The organism is Tomitella gaofuii (genome assembly GCF_014126825.1).
In the GTDB taxonomy this organism is placed as follows: domain Bacteria; phylum Actinomycetota; class Actinomycetes; order Mycobacteriales; family Mycobacteriaceae; genus Tomitella; species Tomitella gaofuii.
Genome location: NZ_CP059900.1, coordinates 1,589,713 through 1,607,472, shown reverse-complemented (window position 1 = coordinate 1,607,472; position 17,760 = coordinate 1,589,713). Strand labels below are relative to the sequence as shown.

The 17,760-nt window shown below is 72.2% G+C and carries 16 protein-coding genes; 6 read left to right on the top strand and 10 right to left on the bottom strand.

All coding sequences use genetic code 11. The features are described 5' to 3' along the window. Positions 1–65 precede the first annotated feature (65 nt). Both H4F70_RS07515 and H4F70_RS07510 read left to right on the top strand, forming a co-directional pair. Entirely contained in the window at positions 66–884 is an 819-nt protein-coding gene (locus H4F70_RS07515; RefSeq protein ID WP_182360242.1) for a pirin family protein, read from the top strand. A gap of 73 nt (positions 885–957) precedes the next feature. Beyond that, on the top strand, positions 958–1,638 hold the full coding sequence (locus H4F70_RS07510) for an alpha-ketoglutarate-dependent dioxygenase AlkB (RefSeq protein WP_182359701.1): 681 nt from the start codon (positions 958–960) through the stop codon (positions 1,636–1,638). A 46-nt stretch (positions 1,639–1,684) separates the two neighbouring features. Here H4F70_RS07510 and H4F70_RS07505 read toward each other — a convergent pair whose 3' ends face one another. The 3 genes from H4F70_RS07505 to H4F70_RS07495 all read right to left on the bottom strand — a co-directional run bounded on the left by H4F70_RS07505 (position 1,685) and on the right by H4F70_RS07495 (position 5,191). Further along, entirely contained in the window at positions 1,685–2,617 is a 933-nt protein-coding gene (locus tag H4F70_RS07505; RefSeq protein WP_182359700.1) for a universal stress protein, read from the bottom strand. Between the two features lie 123 nt (positions 2,618–2,740). After that, positions 2,741–4,249 carry a carboxylesterase/lipase family protein gene (locus tag H4F70_RS07500; RefSeq protein WP_182359699.1) on the bottom strand — a complete coding sequence of 503 codons (1,509 nt, stop codon included), beginning with the start codon at positions 4,247–4,249 and terminating at the stop codon, positions 2,741–2,743. An 87-nt stretch (positions 4,250–4,336) separates the two neighbouring features. Continuing rightward, positions 4,337–5,191 carry a maleylpyruvate isomerase family mycothiol-dependent enzyme gene (locus H4F70_RS07495; RefSeq protein WP_235681390.1) on the bottom strand — a complete coding sequence of 285 codons (855 nt, stop codon included), beginning with the start codon at positions 5,189–5,191 and terminating at the stop codon, positions 4,337–4,339. 92 nt (positions 5,192–5,283) lie between these two features. Between H4F70_RS07495 and H4F70_RS07490 the strand changes: the two genes are divergently transcribed. Next, entirely contained in the window at positions 5,284–5,757 is a 474-nt protein-coding gene (locus H4F70_RS07490) for an adenylyltransferase/cytidyltransferase family protein (RefSeq protein WP_182359698.1), read from the top strand. A gap of 43 nt (positions 5,758–5,800) precedes the next feature. Here the strand turns inward: H4F70_RS07490 and H4F70_RS07485 are convergent, their stop codons facing one another. The 5 genes from H4F70_RS07485 to H4F70_RS07465 form a co-directional block, all read right to left on the bottom strand. Continuing rightward, complete coding sequence (locus H4F70_RS07485; protein WP_182359697.1) at positions 5,801–6,232, bottom strand: type II toxin-antitoxin system Rv0910 family toxin; 432 nt, start codon at positions 6,230–6,232, stop codon at positions 5,801–5,803. Between the two features lie 95 nt (positions 6,233–6,327). Continuing rightward, positions 6,328–6,513 carry an antitoxin gene (locus H4F70_RS07480; protein ID WP_182359696.1) on the bottom strand — a complete coding sequence of 62 codons (186 nt, stop codon included), beginning with the start codon at positions 6,511–6,513 and terminating at the stop codon, positions 6,328–6,330. Positions 6,514–6,635: 122 nt separating this feature from the next. Beyond that, positions 6,636–9,092, bottom strand: coding sequence for an HAD-IC family P-type ATPase (locus H4F70_RS07475; protein WP_182360240.1), 2,457 nt, complete (start codon positions 9,090–9,092; stop codon positions 6,636–6,638). A gap of 152 nt (positions 9,093–9,244) precedes the next feature. After that, positions 9,245–10,468, bottom strand: a complete 1,224-nt coding sequence (locus tag H4F70_RS07470) for an MBL fold metallo-hydrolase (RefSeq protein ID WP_235681389.1) — start codon at positions 10,466–10,468, stop codon at positions 9,245–9,247. Between the two features lie 11 nt (positions 10,469–10,479). Next, a complete protein-coding gene (locus H4F70_RS07465) occupies positions 10,480–11,238 on the bottom strand; it encodes an enoyl-CoA hydratase (RefSeq protein WP_235681388.1) in 759 nt (252 codons plus the stop codon). 149 nt (positions 11,239–11,387) lie between these two features. Here H4F70_RS07465 and H4F70_RS07460 point away from each other — a divergent pair, with 149 nt between their 5' ends. Both H4F70_RS07460 and H4F70_RS07455 read left to right on the top strand, forming a co-directional pair. Then, entirely contained in the window at positions 11,388–12,926 is a 1,539-nt protein-coding gene (locus H4F70_RS07460) for a carboxyl transferase domain-containing protein (RefSeq protein WP_182359695.1), read from the top strand. A gap of 145 nt (positions 12,927–13,071) precedes the next feature. Then, on the top strand, positions 13,072–14,988 hold the full coding sequence (locus tag H4F70_RS07455; RefSeq protein WP_182359694.1) for a propionyl-CoA synthetase: 1,917 nt from the start codon (positions 13,072–13,074) through the stop codon (positions 14,986–14,988). Here H4F70_RS07455 and H4F70_RS07450 read toward each other — a convergent pair whose 3' ends face one another. After that, complete coding sequence (locus tag H4F70_RS07450; protein WP_182359693.1) at positions 14,989–15,420, bottom strand: hypothetical protein; 432 nt, start codon at positions 15,418–15,420, stop codon at positions 14,989–14,991. A 255-nt stretch (positions 15,421–15,675) separates the two neighbouring features. On the opposite strand from H4F70_RS07450, the gene H4F70_RS07445 reads away from it, so the two are divergent. Further along, positions 15,676–16,794, top strand: coding sequence for a glycerophosphodiester phosphodiesterase family protein (locus H4F70_RS07445; RefSeq protein ID WP_182359692.1), 1,119 nt, complete (start codon positions 15,676–15,678; stop codon positions 16,792–16,794). 57 nt (positions 16,795–16,851) lie between these two features. Here the strand turns inward: H4F70_RS07445 and H4F70_RS07440 are convergent, their stop codons facing one another. Further along, positions 16,852–17,724 (bottom strand): sugar phosphate isomerase/epimerase family protein, encoded by an 873-nt coding sequence (locus tag H4F70_RS07440; RefSeq protein ID WP_182359691.1) that lies wholly within the window; start codon positions 17,722–17,724, stop codon positions 16,852–16,854. Between the last annotated feature and the right edge of the window lie 36 nt (positions 17,725–17,760).

The window sequence follows — 17,760 nt, the reverse complement described above, 5'->3', positions numbered from 1 at the left end:
CGGGCCCGGCATCGCGGCACGGGCTCGGCCGCGGTGCCGACAGCGTGAAGGAGCCCCCAGTGACCATGCCCCCTTCGGGCGCCCGCGTTCCGCGCATGGATGTGCGCCGCGCAGCGGACCGCTTCTCCACGCGGATCGACTGGCTCGATTCGCACCATTCGTTCTCCTTCGGCCACCACTACGACCCCGCCAACACCCACCATGGGGTGCTGATGGTCAACAACGACGACGTCGTAGCGTCGGGCCGGGGCTTCGACACCCATCCGCATCGCGACATGGAGATCGTCACCTGGGTTCTGCGCGGTTCTCTGGTGCACCAGGACTCCATGGGAAATTCCGGGGTGATCTATCCGGGGCTCGCACAGCGGATGAGCGCGGGCACCGGCGTTCTGCACTCCGAGAAGAACGACGCGTGGCGCCTCGACGGCGTCACCGCGGAGTTCTCGCGCGAGCACGATGAGGCGGTCCGCCTCATCCAGATGTGGGTGGTGCCGGACGAGCCGGGCCTCACGCCGGGCTACGAACAGCTCGAGGTCGACGATGCGCTGCTGCGCGGCGGAATGGTCACCGTCGCCTCCGGTATGGACGCGTACCGCGACCACGCGGCGATCCGCATCCACAACCGGCACGCCGCGATGCACGTCGTCAGGCTCCGGCCCGACGCCCGACCGGTCACGCTCCCCGACGCCCCGCTGCTGCACGTGTTCGTGGCGCGCGGACCGGTCGACCTCGAGGGTGCGGGCCCGCTGGCCGAGGGCGACGCCGTGCGGATCACCGGCGACGGTGGCGTGCGCCTGTCGCCGGTGGCCGCTCCCGGCACGGACGGACCCGACGCCGAGGTGATCGTCTGGGAGATGCACGCGGGACTCGGCGGACCCGTCTGAGCGTCCGGCCGCCGCCGACACCCGCCCGGCACGGTTCTAGCGCAGGTGTTCGATTCGAATGTATGCTCGCATCATGACGGCGGCCTTCCAACCGACACTGTTCGACTCGGCAGTGGAGCGCCCCTGCTTCCGCCCCCTGCCGCCGGCCGCCCCCGCCGCGGGCGACTCCGTCGGGGCCGGGACGCGCACACCGCTCTCCGACGGCGCGTGGGTGGAGTTGCACCCGAACTGGCTGCGCGGCGCGCAGGCCCTCCCGGGCCGGCTAGTGCAGACGGTGGACTGGCGCGCGGAGCGACGGACGATGTACGACCGCGTGGTGGACGTGCCGCGGCTGGTCCGTTTCTACGGCGAGGGGGAGCCGCTCCCCCACCCGCTCATCGCACAGGGGCTGTCACTGTTGTCGGACCACTTCGGCGCGGAGCTCGGCGAGCCGTTCCGCACCGTCGGGATGTGCCGATACCGCGACGGGGCCGACAGCGTCGCCTGGCACGGGGACGACATCGGCCGCGGCCGCACCGAGGACACCATGGTCGCTATCCTGTCGCTGGGCACAGCGCGGACGCTCCTGCTCCGCCCGCGGCGGCGGGCCGACGGCGCGGGCCGCTCGGCATCGCTGCGGTTCCCGCTGGGGCACGGCGACCTCATCGTCATGGGCGGCAGCTGCCAGCGCACCTGGGAACATTGCATACCCAAGTCGGCCCGCGTGCGCGGCTCCCGGATCAGCGTGCAGTTCCGCCCGCGCGGCGTGCGATGACCGGCCACTGAATCCCGGCGGCCCGGCGCCCGCCCGGACCGCACTGTCAACGTGGCCGTACTACGACCAGCGGACACTTGGTCCGGTGCAGGAGAGCGTGGCTGGTGGAGCCGAGCACCAGACCCGCGAACCCGCCGCGGCCCCTGCTGCCGGTGACGACCAGCTGCGCGTCCGCCGACCACTCGGTGAGGATCTTCGCCGGGTTCTCGCGTTCGACCACCTGCCGTACCCATGTCCCCGGATGCTGCGCGGCCCGCTCGTCGACCAGGCCGCGGAGCTGCTCCTCCTCGGAGCGCTGGACCCGCCGCCAATACGGGTCGCCCGCGCGCGAGCCGAGCAGCCGCGGCTGCACGCCGGCGTCGCTCCACACGTGCACGGCCACGAGTTCCGCGCCCCGCGAGTCCGCCTCCGCGTACGCCCAATCGAGCGCGGCGAGCCCGGCCTCCGAGCCGTCCACGCCGACGACGACCGGCGCTTCGGTCCTGTCCGCCGGATCGGGGACGCCGCCCGGCAGCCCGGGGATCACCGCCACCGGGCAGTGCGCGTGCCCGACGATCGCCCGCGTCACCGACCCGACGAAAAGCCCGGTCAACTCGCCGTGGCCCCGTGTGCCCATCACGAGCAGGCGCGCGTCGGCGGTGCGATCGATGAGCGCCTCGGACGGCGACCCCACCTCGTAGCCGGCGTCGATCGTCAGATCCGCGCCGTCCACTGCCGCCCGCGCGGCGTCGGCCGCATCACGCAGCACCTTCTCGGCAATGCGCGTGCGCTCCTCCTCGACGAACCGCGCCGCCATCGGCTCGGTGTAGAACACCGAGGGCACCGTCACCACGTAGAGCAGGCGCAGCGGAAAGACCCCCGCCACCGCGTACCGCGCGGCCCATCGCACCGCGCGCGCCGAGCCCTCGGACCCGTCGACGCCCACGCACACCGCGCCCTCTGCCACATCCTCCGCCTGGCCGGAGTCCCGCTCCACCACTGCCGCTCCCGTCCGTCGCGCAACGTCCGTCGCACAAGGCCCGACGCGGCACGCCCGCATCGGATGCGTCCAGTGCCCATTCTGCCACCCGCCCGCTCCGCCCACGCGCGACTGCGGCGCGGGTCACCGATACCCGCGGAAGCCCTCCCAGGCCTCTCGGCGTTCGCGGCGCGGATCGGAGACCACGCGGTCGCGGCGGTCGAAGATCATGGTGCGGCGCTCGTGGGTGTCGTAGCGCGGCCAGGTGTCCATGGGCGCCCCCTCACGTGCGAAGCGCAGCCAGTGCCCCTGCATCCTCCGGCTCACGCCGCGCAGGTCACGCGCGCCGCCGAGCGTGGTCATGGACTTGCCGAAGGTCGTCTCCCCCAGCCCGAACACCGGCACCAGCTCAGTCGCGTGCGTCGCCCCCAGGCCGAGCGTGTCCATCAGCCGCGGCGCATAGTCGTAGCGGTACCGGTACGTGGGCGCCGTCTGCGTGTGCCCGTCCGCGCAGTCCAGCGACGGCTTCCAGAACATGGCGTCGCCGCACAGTGCGGTCAGCGCGTTGTCCGAGGGATACGACGGGTAGGCAGAGAGCACACGCTTGCGCAACTCCGGTTGGGTGTTCTCGAACAGCAGATCAACACGGTCGGTGGTGAGCGGCATGCCCTCGTCGCCGAACTTGCGGAACAGCGCAGCCTCGCGGCGGTTGGTGCCGATGATCATGGGCAACCTTTGCGTCTTGCCCTCGGCGAACGCGTCGAGAGGCGCCATCGGCAGAACATCCCCGTCGACGACCGGTGCGTAGCCGAGCGTCCCGGGCTCGTCTTCCAGTGCGCGCCGCATGAAGGACAGCCCCGCCTTGCCCAGGTGCCGGACGCCCGCGGACTCGAGCGCCTGCACCTCGCGGCCGTCCTCAGCACCGAGCTCGTCGAGGAAGATCCGCGACCACCGCTGCGACCGTTCCGGCCCATAGCAGACGGCAGCATTCGCGCTCTGCGCGATAGACCTGCTGAACAGGCCCTCCGCATGCGGCGACGACATGAGCGACACCACGGCGTTGCCGCCGGCCGACTCGCCGAACACCGTCACGTTGTCCGGGTCGCCACCGAAGGCCGCGATGTTGCGGTGCACCCACTCGAGCGCGGCGATCTGGTCCCGCAGGCCCAGATTGGATTCGATGGGGCGCGACGGCGTCGAGAACTCCGAGAAGTCCAGGTAGCCCAGCGGACCCAACCGGTAATTGAGCGAAACGTAGACGATGTCGCCGTGCTCCACCAGACCCTGGCCGCCGTAGACCATCGTCGCGCTGGTGCCGATGACGTATCCGCCGCCATGGATGTAGACCATGACCGGGCGCGGCCGCGCGCTGGGGGCCGCCGGCGCAAGCACGTTGAGCGTGAGGCAGTCCTCGCTCATCGGCTGGTACTTGCCTAGCCCCATCATGGTGGCGAACTTCATCTGCGGAGGCGCGAAACCCCAGCTCAGCGCGTCACGCACCCCCGACCAGGGCGTCATCGGCTGAGGCGAGCGAAACCGCAGCCTGCCCATGGGCGGCAGGGCGAACGGAATCCCGCGCCAGCTGAGGAATTCCCGGTAGCGGCGGCCGCGCACCCGCCCCTCGGCGGTCTCGACCTCCGTGATCAAAGCCATGGAATCACTATACGAAAGCGCTCGTGCTCCTTCAGTGCCGAGGAACCCGCACGAACGGGTGCGGATCCGCCCGGCGCGGGCGGATACTCAGATCGTGAACGCCAGCGACGCCGGGATCCGCCACCCCAGCGCCACCGCGTCCTCGGCGCTCATCGCACCGGGCCGCCCCACCTCGACCGCGATCTGATGCACAACCTCATCCATCGTCATCCGGCCCCCGGCCAGCCGGGCGATCACCCCGGACGGCATGGTGACGGTGACGTCCGGCTCCCCGTCGATCGGCGCCATCGCCGCGCGCCCGTCGGTCACATGGACGTCGAACGTCCGCAGAATCGGGCCGTCGAGACGCAGGCGGACCCGGGCGCCGTCCGGCGCGCCCGCCTTCTTGCCTACGAGGAACGGGACCGCGCCGGCGATCTCGGTGAACGCGAGCTCGGCGCGGGCGCCGCCCTCCTCCCCCGGACGCGCGACGGCGTCACGGATGTCGAGCTCGTGCATCCAGCAGTCGAACAACCGGATACGCATGAACCGCCCGTACGATTCCGGACCCACAGGCGTGGTGGTCGCGGCGTCGAAGCTCGCCTGCGGCATCTGCTCGAGCGCGTGCCGGCGCCGGGCCAGCAGCGCCGTCCACCTGTCCATCAGATCCGCCGGCCGCACGTCCCGCAGGGACCGCACCCAGCGTTCGTTGACCTCGCCGATGGGATTGCGCACGTGCGCCGCCGGGGCGGCGCCGACCGGCGCGGGCGGCGTCTCCCGGCCGTCGAGCATCGACTCGGTGCCGATGATGTGCGCGGCGATGTCGTGCACCGTCCATCCCGGCAATGCGGTGGCGGCCTGCCACTGCTCGGCGTCCAGCGTGCGCAGCAGCTGTTCCAGCACCGACCACTGCTCGAACAGTGCGGCCTGCACGGCGTCCCGGTCCACCTTGGTCACGGCCATGCCCCCGACATTAACGCACGGCGGCGCTGCCGGGAACGCCGTTGCGCGCGCCTTCCCCGGTGCGCGCGTGCCCGCTGGTGGACAATGCGGAGGTGACCCGACAGCACCTCACCACCGCCTGGACCACCCCCGAGCCGCCGTCGCGCCCGGTGGTGGCCACCGGCGCATTCGACATCCTGCACGTGGGGCACCTGCGGCTGCTGGGCGAGGCCCATCGACGTGGCCACCTCCTGGTCGTCGGCGTCGAGGACGATGAACGCATCCGCGCCTGGAAGGGCATGACGCGCCCCATCAATACCGCCGCGGACCGCGCCGCGATGCTCGCTGCGCTGCGCTGCGTCGACGGCGCCTTCATCATCTCCGGAGACCCGAACGTCGCCGGATGGCGCGATTACTGCCGAGTGCTCGAACCGTTGGCGCCTCGCGCGCTGGTGTTCACCGTGGGCGATCCGCACGCCGAGCCCAAGCGCCTGGCGGCCGACTCGTTGGGAGCCGAGGTGTGGGAGGTGCCGCACGTCCCCAAACGGTCCACCACCCGCATAGCGGGGCGGCTCGCCGGACGCTGATCCGCCGCGGTCCCCGGCGCAGGCGCCCGCCCGGCGGAGCAGGTCAGTCCGGCAGAGCCGCGAGTTTCGCCATCGAACGCGTGATGTCGCCCTTGAGCGACCGCCCGATCGCGGAGCCGATGGGGCCCCGCGCCATCGGATTGGAGAATTCGACGTCCATGGTGATCGCCGAGCCGTCGCCCGCCGGCGCGATCGTCAGCGTCATCGCCACCTTCGTGCCGCTCTTCCCCGCTCCGCGCAGCCCGATCCGCTCGATGGGGCGGTATTCCTCCAGCGTCCAGTCGACGCGATTGCGCATGCCGCGCACCGAGATCACCGACGTCAGCTCCAGGCCCTGCTCGACGGTGTCGGGAAGCTCGCTGCGCCAGCCGTCGTGGATCGTCAGCCATTGCTCGAATCGATGCAGATCCGACGCCCGGTCCCATGCCTCCTGCGGGGACAGCGCGAACGTCTCGGTCACCTTCAGCGTGGTCATCGATTCTCCCGTCCTGATCTGGGCACACGACGGCCGGCCGCGCAGGGATCACCCCTGCGACCGGCCGCCACCGGCGCCTCCGCTCCGGACGAAGACTACTCCGAGAGCTTGCCCTTGATCGTGTCCTGCGCCTTGTCGACCTTGTCCGCGTACTTGCCGCCGGTCTTCTCGTCGACGGTGTCGCCGATCTTCTCCACCGCCTGGTCGATCTTGTCAGGGTTCTGCTGCGCGTAGCCCTTCGCCTTGCCCACAAGGCCCTTGAGCGAGTCAGCGAAGCCCATCAGGCCCACCTCCAGTCGTCCGCATGCCGGGCTCTCCGGCATATCCCACTCCACCGTTCCACGTTCGGGCCGTGATTGCAGGGCCGGCGCCCTCGCGATCGTCTTCCGCACCACGGCGGGCGTCACGCCCCGCCCGTGCGCCCCCACAGCGGCCGACTGTCCCCCGTGCGCGCCCTGCCGATCCAGAAGACCGCTTCGATCAACGCCGCCCCCACCACACCGCAGGCGAGCCCGGTGACCGTCCACTGCCAGTGGGACGGGTCGATCTCGAAGAAGGTGCGCACGAACGGGATCGAAAACAGCACCACGTAAGCCAGGCCCGAGACCACGAGCAGGACGATCTTCCACCACTGGTACGGCCGTGCGACCACCACCAGCACCCACAGGCTCGCGACGATCAGGGTGATCAGGACACTGGTCGACACCTGCTCCCGCACGGGCTCGGGCAGGTCCGCCCCCTGGTAGACGATCATGTAGCAGACGAACGTGACGATGCCGATGATGACGCCCGCCGGCACCGCCAGTCGCAGGACGCGGGAGACGAAGCCCGTACGCGCGCGCTCGTTGTTGGGCGCCAGCGACAGGATGAACGCCGGCACGCCGATGGTGAACCACGCCGCGATGGTCACGTGCCTGGGCAGGAACGGGAAGGGGACCGGATCGGCGTCCGCGATGGCCGCGATGACCCCGGCGAAACCCACCAGGAACGCCAGCAGCGCGGAATACACCGTCTTGGTGAGGAACAGGTTGGCGACCCGTTCGATGTTGCCGATCACCCGGCGCCCCTCGCCCACCACGTACGGCAGGGTGGCGAACTTGTCGTCGAGCAACACGATCTGGGCGACGGACCGGGTGGCGGGGCTGCCCGAGCCCATCGCCACCCCGATGTCGGCGTCCTTGAGCGCCAGCACGTCGTTGACGCCGTCGCCCGTCATCGCCACCGTGTGCCCGCGTGATTGCAGAGCGGCGACCATCGCCCTCTTCTGGTCGGGCCGCACGCGCCCGAAGGTCGTCGTCCCACCGAGGACGTCGGCCAGCCCGTCCACGTCGTCCGGCAGCGTGCGTGCGTCCATCGCGGCGCCGCCTGCCGTGATGCCGAGCGAGTCGGCGACGGCGCCCACCGACACGGCGTTGTCTCCCGAGATCACCTTGACCGCCACGCCCTGGGCGTCGAAATAGTCCAGCGTGGCGCGGGCGTCGGGCCGCACCTTCTGCTCCAGCACCACCAGGGCGGCCGGTCGCGCGGTGGCGGCGACGTCCGGGTCGTCGACGGGGCGGCCGGCCTCGGCGAGCAACAACACACGCAGCCCGTGCGACCCGATCTCCTCGGCCTCGCGCGCCACGTCCGACGCCGGATCCAGGAGCACGTCCGGTGCTCCCAGCAGCCAATCGCCCTCGTCGCCGAAGGAGATCCCGCTCCACTTCTTCGCCGATGAGAACGGCGCGACGGCCGTGGCACGCCAGCCCGGGTCGTCCGGCCTCGCCTCCTGGATCGCAAGGATCGACGCGTTGGGCCGCGCCTCCGCCGCCGCGAGAGCCGCCAGCGCCGCGTCCACCCGCGCGCTCTCAGCACCGCCGCCCGGCGCAGCACCCCCGCGTGCGGCGCCGGTGACACGCACCTCGGCCAGGCGCATGCCGTTCTCCGTCAGCGTGCCGGTCTTGTCCGCGCACACCACGTCCACGCGGGCGAGCCCCTCGATGGCGGGCAACTCCTGCACCAGGCACTTGCGCTGCCCCAGCCGCACCACGCCCACCGCGAACGCGATCGACGTCATCAGCACCAGGCCCTCCGGCACCATCGGCACCAGTGCCGCCACCATGCCGATCAGTGAATCGCGCACGCCCTCCTGCGAGTTGACCAGCTGGTTGTAGATGGTCAACGCACCCGCGGGGATGAGCAGGTAGGTGACGAACTTGAGGATGCGGTCCACGCCCGTGCGCAGCTCCGAATCGACCAGGCTGAACCGGCTCGCCTCGTCGGCCAGGCGGGCCGCGTACGCCTGCGTCCCCACCGCGGTGGCGCGGAAGGCGCCGCCGCCCGCGGCGACGAAGCTGCCGGAGAGCACGCGCGACCCCACCGGCTTGTGCACAGGATCGGACTCGCCGGTGAGCAGCGACTCGTCCACCTCGAGCCCCGCGGCCTCGATCACCTCGCCGTCCACCACCAGCTGGTCGCCCGCGCCCAGCTCGATGATGTCGTCGGCGACGACCTGCTCGGGCGGCAGCCCTGACGCGGTGCCGCCGCGGCGGACCACCGGCTGCGCCTGGCCGACGATCGTGAGTTTGTCGAGGGTGCGCTTGGCGCGCAGTTCCTGGATGATCCCGATGCCGCTGTTCGCGATGATCACCAGGCCGAACATGCCGTCGATCGGCGAACCGGCGGCGAGCACGATCACGAGCAGAACGCCGAGCATCGCGTTGATGCGGTTGAAGACGTTGGCGCGGATGATGTCCGTGGTGGAGCGCGAGCCGCGCTGCGGAACGTCGTTGGCGAGCCCGTCGCGCATCCGCTGCGCCACCTCCGACGCGGACAGGCCCGGCTCCCGCCGGCCCGTCCCCTGCCCGTTCGGCGGCGCCATCACGGGCTCCGGAGAGCGCGGCACCGGCGCACCCTGGTCCGTGGCCGCCGCGCGCACCCGGGCCTCACCTGCGGGATCCGACTCGTCGACTGACACACCGACACCCTAATGACTCCGCCGCCGCGCGCGGCCGTCAATCGGTGATGCGTCCCTCAATCCGTGATGCGGTCGTCACTCCACCAGCGGTGCTCCTCCGCGACGGGAGTGGCGCCGTCGCCCGCCCCTGCACCGTCCTCCGTTCCGGTGCCGTCCGACATCCCTGTGCCGTCCAACATCCCTGTGCCGTCGGCCGTCGGCGCGAGGTCCACCCTGCGCCCGGGCGGCGGAACCGCCACCGCGATCCCGCCTCCTCGGCCGTTCCCCGCCACGCGCCCTACCGCCGCGCACAGCCGATCGATGGGATCGGACCAGGAGTGCGGAGCCAGATCGAAGGTCGCCCAGTGCACCGGGAGCAGCGTGGTGCGCCCTCCGGGGTTGAGGTCGCCGCACGCGTTGACGGCCTCCTCCGGCGTCATGTGGATGTCCGGCCACAGGGTGGAGTACGCGCCGATGGGCAGCACCGTCAGATCGAACGGCCCGTGCGCGTCGCCGGCGGACCGGAATGCCGATGTGTAGCCGCTGTCGCCGCCGAAGAACACGCGCCTCCGCGCGCCCGTCACACTCCAGCCCGCCCACTGGGTCCCGTCCCGCCGGAGGCCCCGGCCGGAGAAGTGCCGCACCTCGCACGAGGTGAACGTCAGCCCCGCCACGACGGCGGACGCCCCCCACCCCAGTTCCACGATGCGGCCGTCGTCGACACCCCACTGACGCAGGTGCGCGGCCACCCCCGTCGGCACGATGAAGGTGCAGTCCTGCGTGCGCGCCAGGCGGACCACCGTCGCACGCTCGAGATGGTCGTAATGGTCGTGTGAGATCACCACCGCGTCGACCGGCGGGAGCCCCGCGGCGGTCACCGGCGGCCGGTGCAGGCGCCGCGGGCCCAGCCACCGGGACGGCGAGCAGCGGTATCGCATGACCGGATCCGTGAGCACCCGCCGCCCCTCGATCTCGAGCAGCACCGTCGCGTGCCCCAGCCACGTCGCGGCGCACTCCCCCGCCACGGCGCCGACGTCCGGCACGATCACCGGAATCGACCTGGCGGGAGTCCGGGGGCCGCCGTCCCGGCGCAGTTCCTGCAGGCCCCGCCACAGCCCCTCCGGCGCGAACGACGCCGACGGCTCGGTGTTGCGGAACCGCACTCCCCGCCGCGCCGGGGCGCCGATCTCGCCGCGCACGTGGCGCAACTCGCCCGCCAGCACGGCCGCCGCGGCGCCCGCAGCCGCGAGTGCCGCTGCCGCCCGGGCATCGCGCAGGCCGGCGCGGCGGGGTTCTCCCACTCGCACGACGGTCACACTCCTTGGAACCGGGGTGCGCGGCCCTCGCGCCGCGCCCTGCTCGCCTCCGACTTGTCCTCGCTGGCCCAGACCTTGTTGAACAGCTCCGTCTGCTCGTCCGAGGCTTTGGACCGGCCGCCGTCGTCGTTGAAGACCATCTTCAGGTGCTGCAGGCTCAGCGGGGCGTATCCCGCCAGCTCGGCCGCCCACTCCCGGGCCGCCGCCACATCGCCGATCCGGTTCGCCAGGCCCAGCGTGCCCGCCTGGACGCTGTCCATCTGCTGCGCGCCCAGGAGCATCGTGCGCGCGTGGCCACCGCCGACCATCTCCGTGAGCTTGCGGACGGTCCAGTTGTGCACCGCCAGTCCCACCTTGACCACGGGGATCTGGAAGCGCGCGCCCTCGTCGACGACGCGCAGGTCGCAGGCCAGGGCGAGCTGGGTGCCCGCGCCGATCGCGGGGCCGTTCACCGCGGCGATCACCGGGACCCGCACCTGTTCGATCGTGTGCAGCATGTGCACCAACGCCAGCGGGAAGCGGCTGCTGTAGACGTCGCCGGACAGGTCGGCGCCCGCGCAGAAGGCGGTGCCCGCGCCGGTGATCACGACGGCGCGGGCACCGCCCCCGGCCGCCTCCTCCACGGCCTCGCGGATCGCGTCGCACATCGAGGTGTTCAGCGCATTGCGCTTGTCCGCCCGCTGCAGTTCCAGCACCGCCACGGCTCCCTCGTGCCGCACGCCCACCTGCCCGGACTGCGCCTCGGTTCCCGTCACCCGCTCGCTCCTCTCCCGTTCGCCGCCGGCCCACCGCCTACCCGCCGGTAGCCGCTCGATTCGAAGATACAGCCCCGCACCGACGTCGGCGGTAGCGTCTGGGGCACCGGCCCGGCCCGGACCGGACGACCCCCGCGAGGAGACGGCACATGCCCGCACCCGGCGACGCACCGGAACGCATCACCGCGCTCGCGCTCATCGAGGCCGTCACCGACGCGGGCACTTTCGTATCGTGGGACGCCGAACCCGTGCGCCTGCCGCACACCGACGCCTACGCGGATTCCCTACGACGCGCCCGCGAGCGCACCGGCGTCGACGAATCGGTGCTCACCGGCGAGGCCACGGTGGACGGCCGCCGGGTGACGCTGATCGCCTGCGAGTTCGGGTTCCTCGGCGGCTCCATCGGCGTGGCCGCGGCCGAGCGCATCACCTCCGCCATCGAGCGCGCCACCGCGGAACGGCTTCCGGTGATCGCCTCGCCCACCTCCGGCGGCACGCGCATGCAGGAGGGCACCACGGCGTTCCTGCAGATGGTGAAGATCGCCGCGGCCGCACAGAACCACAAGGCCGCGCACCTGCCCTACCTCGTCTACCTCCGCAACCCGACGACCGGCGGCGTGTTCGCCTCGTGGGGCTCGCTCGGCCACATCACCGTGGCCCAGCCGGGTGCGCTCATCGGTTTTCTGGGGCCGCGTGTGTACGCGGCGCTATACGGCGAGGAGTTCCCCACCGGGGTGCAGACGGCGGAGAACCTCTTCCGCAACGGCATCGTCGACGGCGTCGTCGCCGCCGCCGACCTGCGCCCCCTGCTCGTCCGCGCGCTGCGGGTTCTCGCGGGGCGTCCGGATACCTTGCACGCACCCGGCCCGCACGCAGCGCCCGGCCCCGCGCCGCAGGTCGTCTCCCGGTATCAGGACGTGCCCGACGTCCCCGCGTGGCAGTCGGTGATCCTGTCGCGGCACGGCGACAGGCCCGGCATCCGCACCCTGCTCGCCCACGCCGCCACCGACCTCGTCCCCCTCAGCGGCACCGGCCAGGGCGAGGTGGAGAGCGCGATGGTGCTGGCGCTGGCCCGGATCCGCGGCGTGCCCGCGGTCGTGCTGGGCCAGGACCGAGTGGCGCAGACGCCGTCGACACCTCTGGGACCCGGCGCGCTACGGGAGGCCCGCCGGGCGATGCGGCTGGCCGAACAGGTGCGTCTGCCCCTCGTCCTCGTCATCGACACCGTGGGCGCGGCGCTGTCCGTCGCCGCCGAGGAGCGGGGGCTGGCCCCGGAGATCGCTCGCTGCGTGGCCGACCTGGTGACCCTGCGCACCGCGACGGTGTCGATCATCCTCGGCCAGGGCAGCGGCGGCGGGGCGCTGGCGCTGCTGCCCGCCGACCGCGTGCTCGCAGCCCAGCACGGCTGGCTCGCACCGCTGCCGCCCGAGGGGGCGAGCGCCATCGTGCACCGCGACACCGCGCACGCCCCGCAGATGGCAGAGCAGCAGGGCGTGCGGTCGCGTGACCTGCTGCGCGACGGGATCATCGACGCCGTCGTCCTCGAGGAGTCCGGCGATGGCCCCGCAGAGCTCGGCGCGCGCGCCGGTGAGGCGATCGCCGCCGAACTGCGCGCGCTCACGGAGGTGGGCGACGATGACCGTATGCGCGCCCGGCTGGACCGATACCGGCGGCTGGGGCTCCCTTGACCGCGTGCGGCGCCGGACTGCGCGGCCCCCTGTCCGGGGGTGAAGCGCATCGCACCGCCCGGCGACCGTGACGCTGTGACCGTCCGCACAATAGTGTGGGAGTGCACGAACCGTTCAGATCGGACGACCCGAGTCGAGGTGGGACATGACCAGCAGCGGCCACAGCGGACCAGGCCCGCACACCGGCGCGTACGCACAGGCCTACGACGCGTCGGCCACGACGCCGGACGCGTTCTGGTTGGCCGCCGCGCAGGGGATCGCATGGTCGACGCCCCCGACCCGCGCCCTCGATGCCGAGGCGTCCGAATCCGGCCGATGGTTCCCGGACGGCCGGCTCAACACCTGCGCCAACGCGCTCGACCGCCATGTGGCCGCAGGGCACGGCGACCGTGCCGCGCTGATCTACGACTCCGCCATGCTCGGCGTGCAGCGCACCTACACCTACGCGGAGCTGCTCGACGAGGTATCGCGCTTCGCGGGCGTGCTGGCCGCGCAGGGCATCAGCCACGGCGACCGCGTCGTCGTCTACATGCCGATGATCCCCGAGGCCGCAATCGCCATGCTCGCCTGCGCGCGGCTGGGCGCCGTGCACTCGGTGGTGTTCGGCGGCTTCGCGGCCAAGGAGCTCGCCGCCCGCATCGACGACGCCGAGCCGAAGGCGCTCATCACCGCGTCCGGCGGCATCGAACCGGCGCGTCCCGTGCCGTACCTTCCGATGGTGCGCCAGGCGCTGGAGATGACGCCGGCCGCCCCGCGGACGGTGATCGTCAAGACACGCGAACAGGTCGCCGGGTCCGCCGAGGACCACCCGGACTGGCTCGACTGGGACGCGCTCATGGCGGACGCCGCACCCGCCGACCCCGTGGCGGTCGCGGCCACCGATCCGCTCTACGTCCTCTACACCTCCGGAACCACCGGCAAGCCGAAGGGTGTGGTGCGCGACAACGGCGGCTACGCGGTGGCGCTCCACTGGTCCATGGGCGGCATCTTCGATGTCCGTGCGGGCGACGTCTGGTGGTGCGCCTCGGACGTCGGATGGGTGGTGGGGCACTCGTACATCGTCTACGCACCTCTGCTCGCCGGCGCCACCACGGTGCTCTACGAAGGCAAACCCGTGGGCACCCCCGACGCCGGCGCCTTCTGGCGGGTCATCGCCCAGCACGGCGTCAAGGCACTGTTCACCGCGCCCACCGCCGTCCGCGCCATCCGCAAGGTCGACCCCGACGCCGCGTTGATGTCCGCGCACGACATGTCCACGATGACCCACCTGTTCACCGCCGGCGAGCGGCTGGACCCGGACACGTTCGAGTGGGCGGGCAGGGTGCTCGGCGTGCCCGTCATCGACAACTGGTGGCAGACGGAGACCGGCTGGCCCATCACCGCCAACCTGGTGGGGCTCGAGCCGATGCCCATCAAACCCGGCTCGTCCACCGTGCCGGTGCCCGGGTTCCGGGTGGAGATCCTCGACGACAAAGGCGTCCAGGTGGCGACAGGCGAGGAGGGCAACATCGCCATCCGGCTGCCGCTGCCCCCGGGGACGCTCACCGGATTGTGGGGCGACCCGGAGCGGTTTCACTCGTCGTACATGGCGGCGTTCCCCGGGTACTACGCCACCGGCGACTCCGGCCGCATCGACGAGGACGGGTACATCTTCGTCCTCGGGCGCTCCGACGACGTGATCAACGTGGCCGGGCACCGGCTGTCCACCGGCGGGATGGAGGCCGTGGTGGCGGGGCATCCGGACGTGGCCGAGTGCGCGGTGATCGGCATCCACGACGACCTCAAAGGCCAGCGCCCCAGCGGCTACGTGGTGCTCAAGTCCGGCTCCACGATCGATGCCGACGCGCTGCGTGAACAGCTGGTGGCGCTGGTGCGCGACGAGATCGGCGCCGTCGCCTCGTTCCGGGACGTCACAGTGGTGGACGCGCTCCCCAAAACCCGCTCCGGCAAGATCCTGCGCAAGACGATGCGCCAGCTCGTCGACGGTCAGGACGTGGTGGTGCCCTCCACCATCGAGGACATGGCCGTGCTCGAAGCGCTGGAGAAGCAGCTGGGCGACTAGCTACCGCACCTGCACGGCCGTCGCCGGGGAGCTGCCCGACGTGGCCGCGTCGCCGCTGCCGGTGACCACGCTGACGACGGCGATGACGAAGAAGAACGCGGCCACGCCGATGGCGGCGAGGACGCCGCGCCGCACGGGCAGTCGCGGCGGTGCAGGTGGCGGCGGCGCCATCGCGGCGCGCCAGTCACCCGCCAGGTAGGCCTGGTTCGCCGCGTCGGCACGGGCGGCCGTCGCGGCGTTCTGCTCGCGGATGCGCCGCGCACGCACGCGCAACGGCCCGATCACCGCATACCAGCCGAGCGCGCCCGCCAGCAGCAGCGAGACGATCGCAGCGCCCACCTCGCCGTCCAAGCCCAGGTCGACGACGCCCATGAGGAACACGGCGGCGAAGAACCCCGCGACCACCCGCAGATATGGGTGCGACACGCGCATCGACTACCTCCCACCGTCCCCTCTGTGCACCGCCCGGAACTCGGACCGACAGCGCCGAGTCTCGCACAGGCCTCCGACACGTTCCTGCGGCGTGACGACATCGTGACCGGTGAGGCGGCGCCGCGGCGACCGGCGGGCGATCGCCTGGTGAACCCTCGGGGCGCTCCCCGCACGTGTCCCGCCGGAGCGCCGTGCCGCACCTAGCGTCGACGATGCACCCCGGAACGGGGTGTCCACACACGTGAAAGGAACCTCATGTCGCACAGTCGACGTCCCGGAAGGCGGAGTCGGCGGCCGCTGGTACGCGGCGCCTCCGTTCTCGCGTCCGCGATCGCCGCCGCCACCGCGATCACCGCCGTGGCGTACGCGGCCCCGGCCGCCGGCCCCTTCGGGTCGGTCGACCCGTTCGGGTCCACCGGGTCGGCCGACACGGGATCGCTCCCGGGCGGCGGCGCCGGCCCCGCGGCGAACCTTCCGGACGGCTTCGACCTGCAGGCCCACCGCGGCGGCCTGGGCGAGACCACCGAGGAGTCGCGCCGGGCGTTCGAGAAGGCCGTCGAGCTGGGCGTCACCACGTTGGAGCTGGACATCGGCATCAGCGCGGACGGCGTGCCGGTGGTGTGGCACGACCCGGTGATCTCCGCGGGCAAGTGCCGCGACACCGCGCCCGCGACCGACGGCGATCCGATGTTCCCGTACGTCGGCGACGCCCTCCACGACCTCACCTGGGACCAGCTGCAGACGCTCGCCTGCGACGTGCCGCTGCCGAACCACCCGGATACGGAGGTGGTCGAGGGCAACACGCTCATCCGGCTCCGCGACGTGTTCGCCGTCGCGCAGGAGCGGAATGCGGACGTGCACTTCAACATCGAGACGAAGATCGAGGCCGACCGGCCCGGGCTCACCGCCTCGCCGCAGGAGTTCGTCGACACGATCCTCTCCGCGGTGCGCGATGCGGGCGTCACCGACAAGGTGATGATCCAGAGCTTCGATTGGCGGTCGCTACCGCTGGTGCGCGCGGCGGAGCCGTCGATCCCGCTGGTGATGCTGTGGAACGACTCCAACTGGTTCCCCGGGTCCGAGTGGACCGGCCCCGTGGACTACGACGCGGTGGGCGGGGACATCCTCGCGGCCGCGGACGCTCTCGGCGTCGAGGTCCTGTCCCCATCGCACACGCTCGTCGACGCGCCGCTCATCGCCGCCGCGCACGACGCCGGCTACCGCGTGGTGCCGTGGACCGTCGACGACACCGCCCGCATGGCCGAGCTCATCGACCTCGGCGTCGACGGACTCATCACCGATTACCCCACCCGCCTGCGCGCCGTCATGGCCGAGCGGGGGATGGCGCTGCCGGAGGCGTTCCCCGCGCAGTGACCGCGTGACCGGTGAGCGCGTGCCTACGGATACCGGCTCCGGGGCGTAGGCACGCGCTCACCCGTGGGAAGCCGCGAACGTGCGGGTGGTCTCCGCCAGGTGCGCCACCGTCCGGTCCGGGTCGCCGGGCTGGTCCGGGAAGATCTCGAGGCTGAACACCGTCTCCGGCGCCGCCTGCCGCAGTGCCCGCGCGATGGCGGCGAGCGGCGCCTCGCCCTCCCCCAGCGGCAACCGCCCCTTCATGGGCACGTATTCCTCGCCGGGTGCCGGCGTGCGACGGTCGCTGAGCTGGGCCTCGACGACGGGGCACTGCGCGAGGCCCGCGATGTCGCCGAGTGCGCCCCCGTTGCGCAGAAAGTGCCAGCTGTCGAAGAGCACGCCCGCATTGGGACGCGCGGCCCGGCGGGCGATGTCGAGCGCTGCGGCCAGGTCGGGGATGCCGGTGTCCGGAATGAACTCGAGCGCCACGGCCACGCCGATCCGCGCCGCGGCGTCGGCGATCTCACCGACCGCGTCGGCCAGCTCGTCCGGCGGGACCGGGCTGCCCAGGTAGTGCGCGACGTTGAGCGCCCGCGCACCGAGCGCCTCCGCCGCCTCGAGGCAGTCGTCGAGGCCCAGCGCGTAATCGGGCCGCAGCGACTGCGGAACTTCGTGCGGCTCCGGCGCCCCGGGCAGGCGCGACAGCATCGCGTCGATCACGCCCACGCGCACGCCGGCGTCGTCGAACTTCCCCCGCCACGCGGGGTCGTCGCCGGCCGCCGCGAAGTACTGGCGGGGCCGCACGCTGATCTCGCGGAAGCCGTGCCGAGCGGCGAGCGCCGCCAGATCCGTGAGGCCGGTGCCCGGGACGCAACCCCAGCACAAGGCGTAGCCGTCGAGCGGGTCGGGGCGGCACTCGCCACCGAAGCTCGCAGAGTCCGTTTCTCGCATGCATGACAACTTATGCGGTGGCCGCACCATCCGTAT